Here is a 17783-nt window from a genome sequence, read left to right as displayed (position 1 = left end):
GGTATGCATTATGGTTATGGGCAAGAATGCTGTGGTTACGGCTATCCAGGAGTAGGTGGTATCGGCTATCCAGGAGTAGGTGGCATCGGTTATGGTTGTGGAACTTTTGTATTAATCGTGGTGTTGTTTATTTTATTAATCATCATCGGTGCTAGCTGGTGCTAAACCCAAAAGACTCAGGCGAAAAAGCACTGAGTCTTTTTTGTTATTTTCAAAAAACGAGCAAAACACGAACGATGTTGTATTTGTTTTATCGATAGTTCGTTTTTATTGTTGACGGACAGATTAATCTCTGATATATTTACCAAGGGTTAAGTAAATACATACGTCTTGGAGGTTTTGGACAATGGAAAATAGATATGATGTTATAGTAGTGGGTGCAGGCCCAGCGGGGATTTTTACCTGTTATGAACTTACACTAAAAATGCCGAACGCAAAGGTGCTGTTAGTGGATAAGGGGCATGATATTTATCGGAGAAATTGTCCAATTTTAGAAAATAAAATTGAGAAATGTCCTCCAGCAGCAGGGAAGAAAGAATATGCAGGATGTTTGCCAGCTTGTTCTATTACTAGCGGCTTTGGCGGTGCAGGGGCATATTCTGATGGAAAGTTTAATATCACGAGTGAATTTGGCGGTTGGATGACGGATTATCTTTCAGATTCCCAAGTTGTCGATTTGATTAAATATGTAGATGAAATTAATTTAAAGCATGGTGCAACAGATAGTATTACCGATCCGCTAACAGATAAAGTTAAGGATATCGAGCGCCGCGGCTTTGCAGCTGGCTTAAAATTGTTACGTGCTCAGGTTCGTCACCTTGGAACAGAGCAAAACTTAGAAATAATGAAAAGTATCTTTGAATACTTAAATGATAAAGTTGAATTGGCTTTTAAAACTGAAGTCCAGGATTTAATTACTGAAAAGACACCTGATGGTTATGTCGTTAAGGGTATCAAGCTAAAAGGTGATAAGGATATTTTTGCTGAAAAGGTTGTCATTACCCCAGGTAGAGATGGATCGAAATGGCTAACTGACATCTTAAAGTCACGTCGCCTGAAGATGACTAGTAATCAAGTAGATATCGGTGTTCGTGTAGAGACATCCGACATTGTTATGCAGGAAATCAATGAGAATTTGTATGAAGGAAAATTTGTCTTCAATACATCAGTTGGAACACGAGTGCGTACGTTTTGCAGCAATCCTTCAGGACATGTTGTCGTTGAAAACCACTCAGGTATCATGCTTGCCAATGGGCATGCCTACAAGGATCCGAAGCTTGGCAGCCCGAATACAAACTTCGCCTTGCTTGTATCTCATACATTTTCAGAGCCATTTGATAAGCCGAACGAATATGCGCACGAAGTATCACGTCTTGCAAACTCTCTTTCAAATGGGGGCTTAATCGTGCAAAAGTATGGAGATATTTTAAAAGGACGTCGTTCAACAGAACGTAGAATTAAAGAGGGATTCATCGAGCCAACGCTTAAAGAGGCGGTTCCAGGAGACCTTGGCCTTGTTCTTCCATATAATACTCTTAAGAGTTTAATTGAAATGACCGAAGCATTGAATCAAATTACGCCAGGATTAGCTTCAGAACACACATTGTTCTACGGAGTGGAAGCAAAATTCTATTCTGCTAGACCGAAACTCAATGACCGTTTTGAATCAGAAATCAGCGGTTTGTATGTCGGCGGTGATGGCGCAGGAATTACCCGCGGTCTTGCTCAAGCAAGTGCTTGCGGTGTCTGGATTGCGAGAGATATCATCAAAAAAGTAACAACCGAACGAAAAAAAGAAGTAGTAATGGCCTAAACCCGCTAAATTTAGCGGGTTTGTTTTTGGATAATAGTAGATATCTGCGATAAATCGGATATATCTGCGATAATTCAAATATATCTGCGTAACTGGTTTCACCATGGGATTATCTCAGGATAATAAAAACGACCTTTGTTTGTTCCAGTACTTTTTAGATTCGTAGAACGCAAAATTCTACCAGAGGTATCTGGTGAGGAAATATGGGCAAATATCCGAAATTGTTGGTTTGTTATTTTCATATTAAAGAGTAAAAAATAATCCATTAATGCTAGAATATGAGCGTCGTATGAATACTCCTTGCATGAGGGGCAGAACCATTGCTTTTTACTACGAATAATAGGGAGGTACCAACAGAAAGGACAATGAACTCCTGTTAATAGATCATATACCTTAATTTCATATTTTTCCAAAATATAGTTTGTTGGTGGAATGTTCTTTTTCAAAAGTAGCTTGCTAAGTTTTCGGAGATCTTTGTTAGTTAGGATGTTTTCTATATGGGCATTTTCAATTAGAGGAACTTTTTTGTGGAAACTGTGGGATTTACAAATGCGCTTTCTTACTTCAGGGCTCGTTCCTTTAAATACAAGAACAGCATTTGAATTATTGATTACAATAAAATAATCAACTAGGACAGGAGGAAAATTATTTTCAGCTAACAGCTTGTTTATGTAGGATTGATGTCTTTGAACCTGAGTAACCGGATCAGGATAACCTTTTATTTTATCACCAACCCTTTGATAAAACTGATCATTAATGGAATCAAATGTTAATTCACCAGTCATGTTCTTCACTTCAATGATTAGAGCTAATTTTGGAGAAATGAGAAGATTATCGATTTGGTAGGTGGATTTGCCGTCTGAGAAATTTAAATCGTGGAAAATGATGAACTTACTTCCAAGGAGTTGTTCGATAAGGGAATCGAGGTATTCTTCACTTTGGTAACCTGCTTCTCTTCTTGAACGTTCTTCGTTAATTTGAAGTCTTTTTGGATGGTTTTTGGGGAGTCGCCGTAATAAGGCTCTCAATATTAATATTTTTAACGGAATGGACCGTAATTTTCCTATCAAACTCATCATTCCTTTCTGTTTTATATGTTATTTCGTTAATAAAATTTATATTCCCTGCAGAAATTTGTAAAAATATCTCAAATATTGTCTATTTTATGTCTAATCTTTAATTAACGACTTTGTAAAAAGAATTTATCTGCGTTAATTTCAATATATCTGCGATAAAACAAATATATCTGCGTTAAATGAAGTATATCTGCGATGCCCCGAATCTCCAAGAAAACTTTTTCAAAAAACCTCTATTCCTTCAAAAAGCTATCCTACTTCTGGTAAACTATCTAAAAAAGGAGGTTACATATATTATGCTGCCAAATCGATTATCTCCTGGGGATGAAATTAGGGTGATTGCGCCATCTACGAGTATGGCGGTTATCAAGGGGAAGCAAGTGGAAGTTGCGACACAGCGATTAAATCAGCTAGGCTTTACCGTCACGTTCGGAAAACATGTCGATGACCATGATGAATTTTTTACGACTTCGATTGAACAAAGGATTGAAAACCTGCACGATGCCTTTAGAGATCCAAATGTGAAAGGGATTCTTACGGCACTCGGCGGCTATCATGCCAATCAATTATTAAACTACATAGATTATGATTTGATTAAGGCGAATCCAAAAGTGTTTTGCGGCTATAGTGACATAACTGCGTTAAATGCGGCGATCTATCAAAAAACCGGCTTAATCACGTATTCTGGACCGTTTTTTTCAACGTTTGGTGTTAAATATGGCATCGATTACACGCTTCAATCTTTCCTAGAAGCAGTAACGAATGATGCGCCATATGAGGTGAATCCTTCACCTACCTGGAGTGATGATAAGTGGTATCTGGATCAGGAAGAACGAACCTTTGTTGAACAGGAACACTATATGGTCATCCATGAAGGGGAAGCAGAAGGAAAACTGGTGGGCGGGAATTTAAGTACGTTGCACCTTTTACAGGGGACGGAATATATGCCTTCACTAAAGGATAGTATTCTTTTTATCGAGGAGGATGATGAAGCACACATTCATTCCTTTGACCGCCTGCTTCAATCATTGCTTCACCTGCCTGAAGCAACCAGTATTAGAGGAATTCTTATTGGCAGATTCCAAAAAGCTTCAAACGTAACAGAAGCTGCAATAAAGCTAGTCATTGCATCGAAGAAAGAACTAACCCACATTCCGGTCATTGCAAACGTTAATTTCGGACATGTTCAGCCTATTGCCACTATCCCAATGGGTGCAAACGCAGCGATTTCAGCTTCAGGCTCAACCACTACCATCACTATCAATGCATAGCAAAAGGGGGACACAAATCCCCCTGTTCTTTACCCGATTGTAACTTTTTCTTTAGGATAATGAATTTTCTCCTGGCTGTTATCCTTGCCTCTTAAAATAAGTAAACACGTCACAATCCCCAATCTTCCGATAAGCATCAAAAAGATGATGAGGATTTTCCCAAATGTCGTTAATATCGGTGTTAGGCCCATCGACAATCCATTCGTTCCAAATGCAGACGTTACTTCAAAAATTACTTGAATCAAGGTTCCATTTTCCGTAATAGATAAGATTAAGATCGAGACTAAACAGAGTGTGGCAGCAGTGGAAATCACGATAAAAGATTTTAGCACATCCTCAGTATGCAGTTCTCTTCTAAATACTTTAATTGAACCTTTTCCTCGTGCATAAAAGAAAATGGCTAGTAAAACAATTGCAAACGTGGTGGTCCGTATCCCGCCACTGGCGCTGCTGGGTGAACCGCCAATAAACATTAAAACAGACATAAAGAGCTGATTGCTGGGAGTAAATTCATTTATATCCATTGTAGCTAACCCTGCACTTTTGGTTGTGGCGGAATTAAATAGTGAATAAAAAAACGTTTCATGCCAAGATTTATCAGCAAAAAAATGATAACTGTCGAGTAAATAAATCATCAGACCTCCGACAATTGTTAGTATAACAAAAGTAGCTGTAGTTAATTTTGTAAATAGAGTAAAATGGTATCTTTTTTTACTCTTCAAACTTAAAAAGTATTCATATACTTCCACAATAACCGGGAATCCAATCGCTCCGATAATCATCAAAAAAATAATAACCGTTTGTGCAAAGTAGTCATTACTAAAAGGTATTAATGAACTTCCCGTAATATCAAATCCTGCATTTGTTGTGGCACTAATCGAACCGAAAAATCCATGTTTAAAAGCAGATAAGGGGCTGTCAAAGTATTTTAAGAACCGTAATCCTAAAATAATTCCGCCAATAATTTCAACTGAAATGATGGTAATAAAAACCCGTTTTGCCAGTTGCACTAAACCAGATAAATTAGATTGATTTTGGTCCACCATGATCAGTTGGCGTTCCTTTAACCCAACTTTTTTCCCAATCATAATCCATAGGAAGGTACTAAGTGACATTACCCCTAATCCGCCTAATTGGAGAATAAGACACAAGAGAAATATACCAAAATTATTAAAGGTATCTTTTAAGGAAATTACACTAAGACCTGTTACACTTACAGCACTAGCTGATGTAAATAGGGCATCAATAAAACTAATGGATGCATTTTCACTATGTGCCAATGGTATTAACAAAAGTAATGTTGAAATGATTAAAGCAGATAAGTAAAAAATAACGATTAGTTGAATCGTTGATAACTCTTTCTTTTTGGAAAATGGCTTTTTCGATATATTCATTTAATCCATCCTTATGTAAATCTAAGAGTAATTCTATATTAACTAGGTTGAAAAGTAAAAGATAGTTTTCCACTAGAATTTTCTGACATTTTTATATATGCTAGAGTTATTAGGACAAAGGATGCCTGGAGGACTAGATATGATTACAAAACTGAAATCCTTATATGACCAGAATGAATTTTATCAAGCTTTAGATATCATTAATCAAGAGATACAACGCTTACAATCGCTGCGCTTTACTGAATTGAAACAGGAGCTTAAAAAGATAAAGTCTGCCGAAGAATTTCAAGTGTTGATTCGTTTGACAGACCATTTTTTGATGTATCATTACAGCTCATTTATTGCTCGTTATGCTTATCGCCGATTCCCTTGCTTTTTAACGATTTCTTGGTATTGTGAGGAGCTTCTTGATAATGGAAGGCTGTTAGAGGCAGATGAGCTTATTTCGGCTGCAATTACCGATAATCAAGAAGAGATTCGGGATTGTGAAAAAGTGGAACGGCTATATTTTTGCAAGATTCGTTGTTTACTAGAAATGAAACTATTTAATGAAGCGGAAAGGCTGCTTGAAAAGGTGAAGAAATCTTCCCGTCCTCTTTATGACAAGCTTGGTTATGTGTACATGCAAATCGGGGACAGGGAAAAGGCGGAGGAATACTTTCAACAAGGCTTAGTGCATCCCGAAAAAGGACGAATTTGTTATTTGCTGCTTGCGGATTTAAAGGCATCCAATGGACAAATTGATGAGGCATTTAAGCTGATCGAAAAAGGGGAACAACTCTACCCTGAAACACCGTCCTTCCTCTTAGAAAAAGTAAGACGCTATCGTGACCTCGGTAAAATGACAGATATGCTTGTAGTGATTGAGGTATTGAATGAAAGAATAGCGGAGCATGCCTATCAAAAATATTTTCATCAGTTAACAAAAAACGCTAACTACCAATTGGGAGAGTTTGATCTCCTTAGCAATGAAGATAAGGGGAAGAAATCCCTTTTCACCATTAAAAATGAACAAGGTGAATTGATTAAGCTTAATATCAAGCCCATTATTCAAAAAAGCAATTATTGCGTCCCAGCAAGCTTAGAGATGATCCTGACCTATTTTGGAATGGACATCACACAAGATGAAATTGCCCGCCATATTTTTGATTTTACCGGTTCAAAACTATCGACTACCGTTGATTACCTTGAGGAAAACGGTTATGAATGTCGTTATTTTATAGGCAAGAAAGAGCATTATCGAGCACTTTTGAAAAAGAATATTCCGATTCTGTTAAGTGTTGATTTTGAGCATTCTTCTCATGTTCAAGTGATGACAGGGTATGACAGTCGGTTTGATTTATATCATATTCAAGAACCTAACCTCTTGGACACGATGTATATGGCTGCTAGTGATTTGGAAAAGGCAAATGTTTCTACAAGTTATATGTCCATTGTATGTGTTCCGAAGGACAGGGTCCAAGAACTAACCTTCTTATCAATGGAAGAGGATGAGTATTTCCGAAGGCTCCATGATTTAGGCGAAAAAATAGAAGAGGACGAAGAAAAGTACAAAAAGATATTTTTTGAGTTTTTAAAAGCTACAATCGATGTTCCGTACTCTCCGATATATGTTGTTAAGCATTTTTCCTTTGAAGAGTATAGTGATTTCATCGTTAAATGTGCTGAAAAGCTGTTGGAGGCCTACCCAAACAATGACTTTATGAATTTACATGTGGCTCAAGCTTACATGCGACTCCATAAAATGGAACAGGCAAGAGAGCAGCTCAATCATACAGCACGGAAAACATTCAGCCCCCTCTATCATTTTCTCAGTGGAAGAATTGCACTTTACTTTGACGAAATGAGAGAAGCAATTGAGTATTTTCGGAACTCCCTGCAGCTCGATCCGGATCAATACTATACTTGGAGCTATCTAGCACTCGCATATCTTTACTCTGAAGATGTTATAAGCGCAGAGTATTACTCTTCTATTAGTATGGAACTGGCACCGAAAGAACGATTTGTTCGTATTAATCATGCAGCTGTGTTAATTGAAAAGCAAGAGCACGAGGAAGCTCGGAGGATTTATGATCAACTGATTCGAGATATACCGACGGATGGACATGCGTGGTATGAACGAGCGCGTCTTGACCAGAAGCTAGGGAAAATAAGAAAGGCGCTGCGTGGATATTTAATAGCGATAAATTTAGAAGAAAATATCCCCTTTGCCGTACTTGCTGCTGCCGACATATATGATCAAGAGCTGAAGGAGCCTGCCAAAGCAGAAGAAATTTTACAATCAGGCTTAAATTTCGCTAATTCTGCTCAGCTTTTGGTGCGTCTTGGAGATTTCTATCATGAACAAGAGGAAATCGAAAAGTGTATGAATTGCTATCAAGAATGCATCGAATTATTTCCAGATGATGCATTTGCCTATATTGGTTTGGCAGAAATCCTAGCTAGTCAGGAAAATAAGGCTAAGGCAGTTGAATTTCTTAAAACTCATGCAGTCAGATTTAACGAGGATAGTGAGTTCTTGATTAATGGTGGACGAATGATGGCTGAATGGGCATTGGAAGAAGATAAGAACCAGTTATTGGAAGAATCTATAGAGCTGATTGAGAATGGAATCAACAATATCCACTCCAATTACAATGAAGCATTAGAGCTTTATGTAAAAATAGTCCAGGAGACACCATTTGTTAATCGTGCTATTAAATATCTCGAACAGAAGTTTACAAAAAATTCTAGACTGATTGAATTCAAATGCTATCAGGGAACGTTGTACGAGGAAAAACAACAATATTCAAGGGCATTAGATTGCTATAACACTGCTATTCAGGTAAAGAGAGATTCCTTCCCCTTTTATCGATTGGGTGAAGTTTATTTTAAAATCGGAATGTATGAGCTCTCGACCGAAAACTATAAAAATTGTTTGCTTATTGACCCTAAAATTGAACCTGCTTATTTGCGGCTTGCAGAAATGGCATCATACACGGAAAATGACGCGGAAGAAGCTGAATATCTCCTTAATCTGCTGGATGTTGCTCCAGTAAGTGTAAATATCGAGTATTTGGTTTCAATTTTAGACGAAGACAGACAGAGACAATTATTGGCTAGGATTCAATCAATGCCAAAAGTGATAAATGAAATTTGGAGGCTCGATAGTGAAGCCTATGCGTATGGCGGTCTAGGTGAATTAGACCTAGAACAAGAAAAAGTAAGTGCTGCTCTTAAAGTGGATCCAGACTTTTCAGAACTCCTTCACCATCAAGCAAAAATTTTTATTAAAACAAGAAAATGGGAGAGGGTTCGTTCTATCCTTACATTGCTTTTAAATAAAGAGCCTGAGAATGAGGAGATATATAGAACACTAATCAACTATACGGCTGCCGGAAATAAATGGTCAAAACTCCCCCTTTTCCTTACGAATCTAGATGGGGAAAATAAGGATAGGAGTACGAGGTTTTTATTAGCTGCAGAAGCGGGTAAACAGTTCATTTTGGAAATGAACTGGGGGGATGAAGAGGAAGGAAATGTGTTTGGTCGTTTTGTTCGTAAATTAAAAAACCGTACCAAACAGATTAACCTTTTTGGATCCATCATCGAGCTGTACGAAATGGCGATAAAATTAGATAAAAAAAATCTTTCTGCTGTGAGTCATTTTGCTCAATTATATGAGAATTTTGAACTAGTTGAGGATGCAATAAAAATTTTACAAAAAGCGTTAAAAGAACAATGGGATGATCGACTTGCCTATCAGTTAGGAATGAATTACTTGAATGAAGAAGATTACCTATCAGCACTTCCACTGTTTGAACGACAATTAAATGGTGATCCAGAGGATACTCATCTCCGCTATCTCGTTGCACTCATTCATTGTGAAATAGGTGAAACGCGCTTAGCCGAAGTAATGATGATGAAGATTATCGAGGAAAATCCTTTTGAACATAACGTCCATTTACGGTTAGGCCGACTGTTTAATGAACAGGGCAGATATTTAGGGGCAAAGGATGTCCTTGAAAAAGGGAAGGAATATCATCCATTTGACACTGACATCTTGGATGAGCTTGAACTGACCTATAGTCATTTAGGAAAATCAATGGTCCTAAGTAACTAAAACAGATGCGCAATGCGTGTCTGTTTTTTTCTACTTATAATCCAGCTCCAGCACCTAGCCCCTCGAGGTCGCTTCGGTCCTGCAGATGAAGTCGAAAAGCATGACTTCATCCACAGGCCCTCCAGCGCTTGTCGGGGCTGAACAAGGTGCTTCCGCCTTTTAGTTTAAATAAGATGAAAGTATTAAAAACCTCACTCATACAATGAACTAAAAGGGGAAGTGGTGCCAGGTTGGAACGTTCGTATCTAATAAAACCATTACTCGATGAATCCTTGCCGATGATTGATTATGGCAAAGGGGTTTATTTGTTTGATCGTGAAGGAAAGAAATATCTTGATGGAGCCTCAGGTGCTGTCACCGCAAATATTGGTCACGGAGTACCTGAAATTATCGAAGCGATGCAGGAACAGGCGAAAAAAGTTTCGTTTGTGTACCGCTCACAATTTACGAGTGATGCTGCCGAAAAGCTGGCTGAGAAAATCGCGGCACTAACACCAGGAGACCTAAATTGGTGCTTCTTTGTTAATAGTGGTTCTGAAGCGGTAGAAACCGCAATGAAAATGGCGATTCAATACTGGCAGGAAAAAGGCATACAAACAAAAACGAAGGTGTTATCAAGGTGGGTCAGCTATCATGGAATCACTTTAGGAGCACTTTCTTTGTCCGGGCACACTGGTAGAAGAGCTCGATTTGTTCCGTTGCTTGAGGATTTTCCGGTAATCAATCCCCCGTACTGCTACCGCTGCCCCTATGGTCTTGAGACCCCATCTTGCGGCTTTCTTTGTGCACAGGAGCTTGAGCTTGCAATCAAACGCATTGGTGCAAATCATATTGCCGCCTTTATTGCAGAACCAGTGATTGGGGCTGCCGGCGGAGCAATTGCGGCTCCGAAGGATTATTTTAGGATAATCAAAAAAATCTGTGATGACCACGACATCCTTTTTATTGCGGATGAGGTGATGACTGGTTTTGGGCGAACAGGATCGACGCTCGCGATGGAACAATATGAAGTTATTCCTGATATTGTCGCTTTAGGAAAAGGGATGGGTGCAGGATATGCTCCGATAGCAGCTGCACTTGCAAGCGAAAAGGTAATTGAACCCATTTTAGCTGGGACAAAAGTGGTTATGAGCGGACATACTTTAAGTGCAAATCCACAATCCTGTGCCGTTTCTCTAGCCGTACTAGAATATTTAGAAAAAAATAAGATTGTCAGTGAAGTAGAATCCAAGGGAGACTACCTAATGAATCACCTGCTTCAATTAAAAAATCAGTATTCCTTTATCGGTGATATTCGTGGGAAAGGCTTATTGCTAGGAATTGAATTTGTTGAGGATGCTGCCAATAAATCTCCCTTTCCTAGAAACGCACTGGTTACCCAAACCATGATTGCTCTCGCAAAAGAAAAAGGACTGCTCGTTTATCCAGCAGGAGCCGGTATTGATGGCGTTAATGGAGACTCGATTATCATCTCGCCGCCATTAACGATTACCAAAGGTGAAATAGAAGAATTGGTTACCCTGTTAGCAGAAACGTTTGAAGCATTTTCAAAGCAAATGAAGTCGGGTGGTGTTTAGATGGATAATCCATTTGGAAAAATTACAACCTTAGAAAAGGTTTTGGAACTCTTCTATAACGGAATGACGGTAATGTTCGGGGGATTTGGCGGTGTCGGATCCCCGCCAACCCTGATTGATGGAATCCTCGAAAAAGGGATACGAGAGATTACGTTAATTGGAAATGATACTGGATTTCCACATATCGGCATTGGAAAACTAGTTAGTCAGGAAAGAGCCATAAAAGTAATTGCATCGCATATTGGTTCTAATCCAATTGCCGGAAAACTCATGCATGAAGGAAAGCTTGAGGTAGAGTTTTCCCCGCAAGGGATTTTAGCTGAAAGGATTCGTGCTGGAGGAGTCGGTCTTCCTGCGATTCTAACAGATATCGGAATGGATAATGAACTAGTATCGAAAAACAAGCCCCATTTTCTCCTCAACGGGAAGGACTACTTAATTGAAAAAGCTTTAACCGCAGAAGTATCAATCGTCTATGCCAAAAAAGCAGACCCATATGGAAATTTAATTTATGACAAAAGTGCAAGGAATACGAATCCACTTGTCGCCATGGCAGGAGATATCACCATTGCTGAGGTGGAGGAAATTGTACCCCTCGGGAGCCTTCAACCTGATGAAATTATTACTCCTGGAGTGTTCGTGGATCATATTATCCCTTCGAAGGGAGTGAATTGGAAATGGGCCTGGGAGTAGACTATCGCAATACAATCGCAAGAAGAGCAGCAGAAGAAATCGGCAATGGAATGGTTGTAAACCTTGGTATAGGTATTCCATCCTTAGTTCCTAATCATTTACCGAATAGCATGATGGTGATGTTCCATGCTGAAAATGGGATTACAGGAATGGGACCAAGCCCAGAGAAAGGGAAGGAAGATGAGAATTTATGTAATGCAGGGGGTTTTCCGGTTACCTTGAACCAAGGAGGTTCTTACTGTGATAGCGCGATTGCCTTTGGGATGATTCGCCGAGGCCGGGTCGATATCACGATTTTAGGTTCCCTCCAAGTTAGTGGGCATGGCGATTTGGCCAACTGGATTGTTCCAGGAAAAAAAGTTCCTGGAATGGGTGGTGCGATGGAACTTGCCCAGAAGGCGAGAAAAGTGATTGTGTTAATGAATCATTGTGATAAGGCAGGTAATCCGAAAATTGTCACGTCCTGCACGTTACCGCTAACCTCTGCCGCCTGTGTTGATATGATCATAACAGAATTGGCAGTATTCATGGTGACATCTGAAGGATTACTGTTAACAGAGTTGTTCTCACCTTACAATTTGCAAGAGGTAATCAACAAGACAGAATGTGAGTTTACGATAAGTGATGATGTCCGAAAAATAAACTATTAATCTCACCCATTCTTCAAAAGAAGGAGTGAAAGTGTTGAATAATCATGAGGAATCAATCAAACAATGGCTGAAGGACAATCGCGCTAGAGGAACCCGGTTTTTACAAATACTTGTTCAAGAGAATAGTATAAGAGGGAACGAAAGCAGTGCACAGGCTGTCATTATCGAAAAATGCCGGCAGCTGGGGTTGAATCTTGATATTTGGGAAATTGACCGAGATGAGTTAAAGCAGCATGAGGCATTCTGCTGCGACCGGCAGAGCTTTGAAGGAAATCCGAATGTCGTTGCTGTTTTAAAAGGGACGGGAGGTGGAAAGTCGATCATCCTAAATGGACATATTGATGTGGTGCCAGTCGGTGATGAGAAGAACTGGACACATGATCCATTTAGCGGTCATATTGAGTGTGGAAGGCTGTACGGACGCGGGAGTACAGATATGAAGGGTGGAACAGCTGCTTTAGTCATGGCGATTGAGGCAATAATCGCAACGGGAATTAAGCTTAAAGGGGATGTTATTTTTCAAAGTGTGATTGAAGAAGAAAGCGGCGGTGCCGGTACACTTGCTGCAGTTCTAAGAGGCTACCATGCTGACGGGGCGATTATCCCGGAACCAACGGGGATGAAAATTTTTCCGAAGCAACAGGGTTCGATGTGGTTTAGAATTACCGTGAAGGGCAGGGCAGCACACGGCGGAACGAGATATGAAGGCATAAGTGCCATTGAAAAAGCGGTAATGGTGATACAAAAGCTACAGCAATTAGAGAAAAATCGGAATATAAAAATCACTGATCCTCTATTTAACAAAATTCCCATTCCAATCCCGATTAATATTGGAAAAATAAATAGTGGGGAATGGCCATCATCTGTTCCGGATTTGGCTGTGATTGAAGGAAGAATGGGTGTATCCCCTGAAGAGACAATTTCAGCTGCTCAAGGAGAAATGGCTGCCGTTATGAATGAACTCAATGAACAAGATGAATGGTTCCAAGAGAATCCACTTGAGGTTGAATGGTTTGGGGGAAGATGGCTTCCTGGTAATCTTGAAGTCGATCATCCATTAATGAATACACTTTCTGAGAGTTTTGTAGAAATTAACGGAGCGAAGCCGGTCATTGAAGCAAGCCCATGGGGGACGGATGGTGGAATTCTATCAAATGTGGGAAATACACCTGTCGTAGTTTTTGGTCCAGGAATAACTGCTACGGCACATGACGCCAATGAGCACATTCTTTTGGAGGATATGTTTGCAGCTAGCAAGATTATTGCTCTCACTCTATTGAAGTGGTGTGAAGTCAGTGAATTATTTGAAATCCCTTCGACTTAGTAAAATTTGGTACAATAGTAAATAATGAGTTTTTTACATCTGGAGGGACAGGGATGAAGAAGGATTTATGGATAGGCGGCGAATATCGAAGTGCTTCTTCCTATATGGAGCTGAAAAATCCATTTAACTTGGAGAATCTTGCGGAGATTGGTATTGCTAATCAAGAAGATGTGCTGTCAGCAATAAAAGCGGCACAACAAGCTCAAGGTAGAATGGCAGAAATGCCTGCCTTTGAACGAGCAGAAATTCTTGAAAAAGTAGCACAATTTCTTAAGGATGATCGTGAGGAATGTGCGAGATTAATAGGCATGGAGGCTGCAAAGCCACTAAAGGCAGCAAGAACAGAAGTCGACCGGACGATTTTGACCTACACCTTCGCTGCTCATGAAGCGAGAAGAATTCATGGTGAAACAGTTCCTATGGATGCTGCCCCTGGAGGTCAGGACAGACTCGCCTTTACGGTTCGAGAACCATTAGGTGTCATTGCTGCGATTACCCCTTTCAATTTCCCTATGAATCTTGTTGCACATAAAGTAGGTCCAGCCATCGCGGCAGGAAATAGTGTTGTGCTTAAACCAGCAAGTCAAACTCCGTTATCTGCTTATAAGATAGCTGATTACTTTCACCGTGCAGGCTTACCGGCAGGCGCATTAAATGTCATCACCGGAAGTGGCAGCAAAATCGGCGATGTATTAATGAAAGACGACCGTATTAAAATGATTACCTTTACAGGTAGTCCAGAGGTGGGGCGTTATATCCGCGAAAACTCTGGATTAAAGCGAGTAACACTAGAATTAGGGTCTAATTCGGCATTAATTGTCGACGACAGTGTTCGGCTAGGTGAGGTAATTCCTAGGATTGTAAACGGAGCCTTTTCCTTTCAGGGGCAGGTTTGTATTTCCATTCAAAGGGTTTTTGTTCATGAAAACATTTTTGAAGCTTTTGTGGAACAATTCGTCAGTGAAACGCAAAAGTTAAAAGCAGGTAATCCCCTTGAGGAAGATACTGATATATCAGCGATGATTACTCGTGGTGATGTACAGCGAACACAGACTTGGGTTGACGAAGCTGTCAACAATGGCGCTGAATTAAGGTTAGGCGGCATCTCTGAAGATGGGATTTTCCAGCCAACTGTTCTTGTGAATGTTCCGTCTACTGAAAAGGTGAGCTGTGAAGAGGTATTCGCACCTGTTGTTCATATCAATACTTTCACTGAATTTGATGAAGCCATCAAGCTGGTGAATGATTCTAAATATGGTCTTCAAGCAGGTATCTTTACGAATGATATCCATAAAGCACTTCAAGCAGCCAAAAAACTTGAGGTTGGCGGTGTTATGATCAATGAAATCCCTACCTTCCGTGTAGACCAAATGCCATATGGAGGAGTAAAAATGAGCGGAATGGGTCGAGAAGGTATTAAATATGCGGTTGAAGAAATGACAGAACTAAAGCTAATCAGCTTTAAAACATTGTAGAAAAAAATGTCTGGCTGATTTTCCAGTCAGACATTTTTTTCACCTGCTTATAGGAGAGGAGTTATATGATGACTAAAAGTGCCTCCACTATCCTTATCGAAGAAAGTAATTATTTTCTAGAAGTTTATCTTGATCCTTTTAATAACAGAATCCGAATTGATGATTATCGCGGCAATACAAATTTACTGTTGGAGAGAGGGGAGGAGTTAGCACGCAAGCACCAAGTGGAAAAATTAATTATGAAAGCGCGTTCAGAGGATTTTATACATCTATATGAAAAAGGCTTACAACCGGAAGCTGTTGTGGATCGCTATTTTCTCGGTTCTGATGCCCATTTTTTTTCGAAATTTTATACAGTAGAACGAAAGAAAAGTGACCATTGGATTACAGAGGACGGAATGATTCACAGCATTTATCAATTAGACACAGCCGATAAGCCCTTTCCGCCAAAAGAGTTTGAATTAAAAAAAGCAAATGAATCATGTTCAGAGGAGCTTTCAGAGTTGTACAGTAAAGTGTTTCAAATTTACCCTACACCATTACATGACCCTGAATATGTGAGAAAGACCATGAAGGAAGGAACCATTTATTACGTTTTCTTTCAACAGGGGAAAATTGTCAGTGCTGCTTCTGCAGAAGTAAATTCTTTTTACAAAAATGCAGAATTAACTGATTGTGCGACCTTAAAGGAACATCGAAAATATGGGTTAATGAAAATCATCCTCAGCGAGTTAGAGGGTGAACTTAAAAGGCAGGGAATATTCTGTGCCTATTCGATAGCAAGGAGCTTATCCTTTGGAATGAATGCTGTTTTATTTCAGCTTGGTTATAAGTATCGGGGTCGACTAATGAATAACTGCTATATCTATGACAAGCTTGAAAATATGAATATGTGGGTAAAGAATCTGGCAAACTGCTAATATTTCGGCTTTAGGTGACGAATTTTCGGCACTTTTTATGGGGAGGTGAAGCATATGGTTCAATTAAATGCACTTACGCAGGAGGTTCTTTCAGCCATTCTTAAAACCATCGATGAAGGAATCCATGTGGTCAATACTGAAGGGAAAACGATTTTTTATAATGAAGTTGCAGCAAGACATGATGGCATGGATGTGAAGGAAGTACAGGGTAAACATGTGTTAAACGCCTTTCCCTCCTTAACTGAGAATTCAAGCACCCTGCTCCGGGTGATCAAAACCGGTAAACCTATCTATAATCAGACACAGGTTTATGTCAATATGCATGGAAAACAAATTGATACGATTAATACGACGCTTCCTATTTTTTTAGATAAAGAGATAATTGGCGCAGTTGAAATTGCCAAAGATTATTCGCGAATGAAGCAATTAGCGGAAAGCCTATTAGATTTACAAAAGAATGTGAATAAAACCAATAAGAAAAAAACGTTAAAGAACGTTAACTATACATTACATGATTTAAAAAGTGTAAATCCAGCGTTCATGAGCATGAAGGATGAAGCAGGAAGATTGGCAAAATCTGATTCTCCAATTCTTGTGTATGGCGAGAGCGGGACTGGAAAGGAGCTGTTTGTCCAAGGGATCCATCATGCCTCCTATCGTGGTGATGGTCCTTTTATTGCTCAAAACTGTGCGGCCATCCCAGAAACGCTGCTGGAAAGTATTCTTTTTGGTACAGCCAAAGGCAGTTATACAGGCGCGGTCGAGAGAAAAGGGCTATTTGAGCTGGCAGATGGAGGAACACTGTTTCTTGATGAGCTTCATACGATGCCGATTGAGCTTCAGGCAAAGCTCTTGCGGGTTTTAGAGGATGGGATGGTACGAAGAATCGGAAGTTCACAAAACATATCAGTTGATGTACGTGTAATTGCAGCGATGAATGTTAATCCAAATACCGCGCTTCAAAACCAAAAGCTTCGCTCTGACCTTTACTACCGCTTAAATGTGTTTACTTTTTCGCTGCTGCCACTTAGGGAACGGAAAGAGGATATCCAGTTATTGACGAATTATTTTATTCTGTTTTTTAATAAGAAATTAAATAAAGCAATTAAAGGTATTGAGCGAGAATTGGAAAGTTTCTTTATGAATCATCCTTGGTCTGGAAACGTTAGGGAGCTGAAGCATACGATTGAGTACATGATGAACGTTTGTGATGAGGAAGTCCTTCAAATGAAAGACCTGCCAATTATGATGAAACAGCAGGCAGTTATGAATGAAAAAGTTGAGAAGAATCTTTCCTTAAGACAAAATGTCGAAGAGCTGGAAAAACATCTGATCGACAAGGCACTTGATCTGTCAGCTGGAAATATCAATCAAGCGGCCAAGCTGTTGGAGATTCCGAGACAAACCTTGCAATATAAAATCAAAAAGTTAAGAGAATAACCGCCGAAAAATCGGCGTTTTTTTTTGTAATCATCATTTAAAAACTAA

General features: G+C 39.5%; 13 protein-coding genes. 11 read left to right on the top strand and 2 right to left on the bottom strand.

The genetic code is table 11. The annotated features are described in order from the left end of the window. The first annotated feature begins 3 nt into the window (after positions 1-3). Positions 4-165 (top strand): YjcZ family sporulation protein, encoded by a 162-nt coding sequence (locus TR08_RS33755; RefSeq protein WP_081954694.1) that lies wholly within the window; start codon positions 4-6, stop codon positions 163-165. A gap of 181 nt (positions 166-346) precedes the next feature. Next, a complete protein-coding gene (locus TR08_RS28760; RefSeq protein ID WP_045524113.1) occupies positions 347-1813 on the top strand; it encodes an NAD(P)/FAD-dependent oxidoreductase in 1467 nt (488 codons plus the stop codon). Between the two features lie 98 nt (positions 1814-1911). Here the strand turns inward: TR08_RS28760 and TR08_RS28755 are convergent, their stop codons facing one another. Next, the gene (locus tag TR08_RS28755) at positions 1912-2883 is read right to left on the bottom strand and encodes a nuclease-related domain-containing protein (protein ID WP_045524111.1); all 972 of its coding nucleotides are present in this window, start codon (positions 2881-2883) and stop codon (positions 1912-1914) included. A gap of 302 nt (positions 2884-3185) precedes the next feature. Between TR08_RS28755 and TR08_RS28750 the strand changes: the two genes are divergently transcribed. Continuing rightward, positions 3186-4160: a S66 family peptidase gene (locus TR08_RS28750; protein WP_045524109.1), complete on the top strand. Its 975-nt coding sequence runs from the start codon at positions 3186-3188 to the stop codon at positions 4158-4160. A 29-nt stretch (positions 4161-4189) separates the two neighbouring features. Here the strand turns inward: TR08_RS28750 and TR08_RS28745 are convergent, their stop codons facing one another. Further along, the gene (locus TR08_RS28745) at positions 4190-5554 is read right to left on the bottom strand and encodes a TrkH family potassium uptake protein (protein ID WP_045524107.1); all 1365 of its coding nucleotides are present in this window, start codon (positions 5552-5554) and stop codon (positions 4190-4192) included. 139 nt (positions 5555-5693) lie between these two features. On the opposite strand from TR08_RS28745, the gene TR08_RS28740 reads away from it, so the two are divergent. The 8 genes from TR08_RS28740 to TR08_RS28705 all read left to right on the top strand — a co-directional run bounded on the left by TR08_RS28740 (position 5694) and on the right by TR08_RS28705 (position 17735). Then, positions 5694-9656, top strand: a complete 3963-nt coding sequence (locus TR08_RS28740) for a C39 family peptidase (protein WP_045524105.1) — start codon at positions 5694-5696, stop codon at positions 9654-9656. A 230-nt stretch (positions 9657-9886) separates the two neighbouring features. After that, on the top strand, positions 9887-11233 hold the full coding sequence (locus tag TR08_RS32285; RefSeq protein WP_045524103.1) for an aspartate aminotransferase family protein: 1347 nt from the start codon (positions 9887-9889) through the stop codon (positions 11231-11233). Continuing rightward, the gene (locus tag TR08_RS32280) at positions 11234-11926 is read left to right on the top strand and encodes a CoA transferase subunit A (protein WP_045524101.1); all 693 of its coding nucleotides are present in this window, start codon (positions 11234-11236) and stop codon (positions 11924-11926) included. Next, positions 11911-12576, top strand: coding sequence for a 3-oxoacid CoA-transferase subunit B (locus TR08_RS28725; protein WP_045524099.1), 666 nt, complete (start codon positions 11911-11913; stop codon positions 12574-12576). Before TR08_RS32280 ends, TR08_RS28725 begins: the two co-directional genes overlap by 16 nt. Before the next feature lie 34 nt (positions 12577-12610). Then, positions 12611-13900: a peptidase gene (locus TR08_RS28720; protein WP_045524097.1), complete on the top strand. Its 1290-nt coding sequence runs from the start codon at positions 12611-12613 to the stop codon at positions 13898-13900. Between the two features lie 53 nt (positions 13901-13953). After that, positions 13954-15375 (top strand): aldehyde dehydrogenase family protein, encoded by a 1422-nt coding sequence (locus TR08_RS28715; RefSeq protein WP_045524095.1) that lies wholly within the window; start codon positions 13954-13956, stop codon positions 15373-15375. 68 nt (positions 15376-15443) lie between these two features. Next, on the top strand, positions 15444-16295 hold the full coding sequence (ablB, locus tag TR08_RS28710) for a putative beta-lysine N-acetyltransferase (protein WP_045524313.1): 852 nt from the start codon (positions 15444-15446) through the stop codon (positions 16293-16295). 54 nt (positions 16296-16349) lie between these two features. Continuing rightward, positions 16350-17735, top strand: a complete 1386-nt coding sequence (locus tag TR08_RS28705) for a sigma-54 interaction domain-containing protein (protein WP_045524093.1) — start codon at positions 16350-16352, stop codon at positions 17733-17735. The last annotated feature ends 48 nt before the right edge of the window (positions 17736-17783 follow it).

The sequence above is a fragment of the Neobacillus niacini genome (genome assembly GCF_000759675.1).
GTDB lineage: Bacteria > Bacillota > Bacilli > Bacillales > Cytobacillaceae > Neobacillus > Neobacillus niacini_A.
This window is presented reverse-complemented; position numbering and strand designations above follow the sequence as displayed.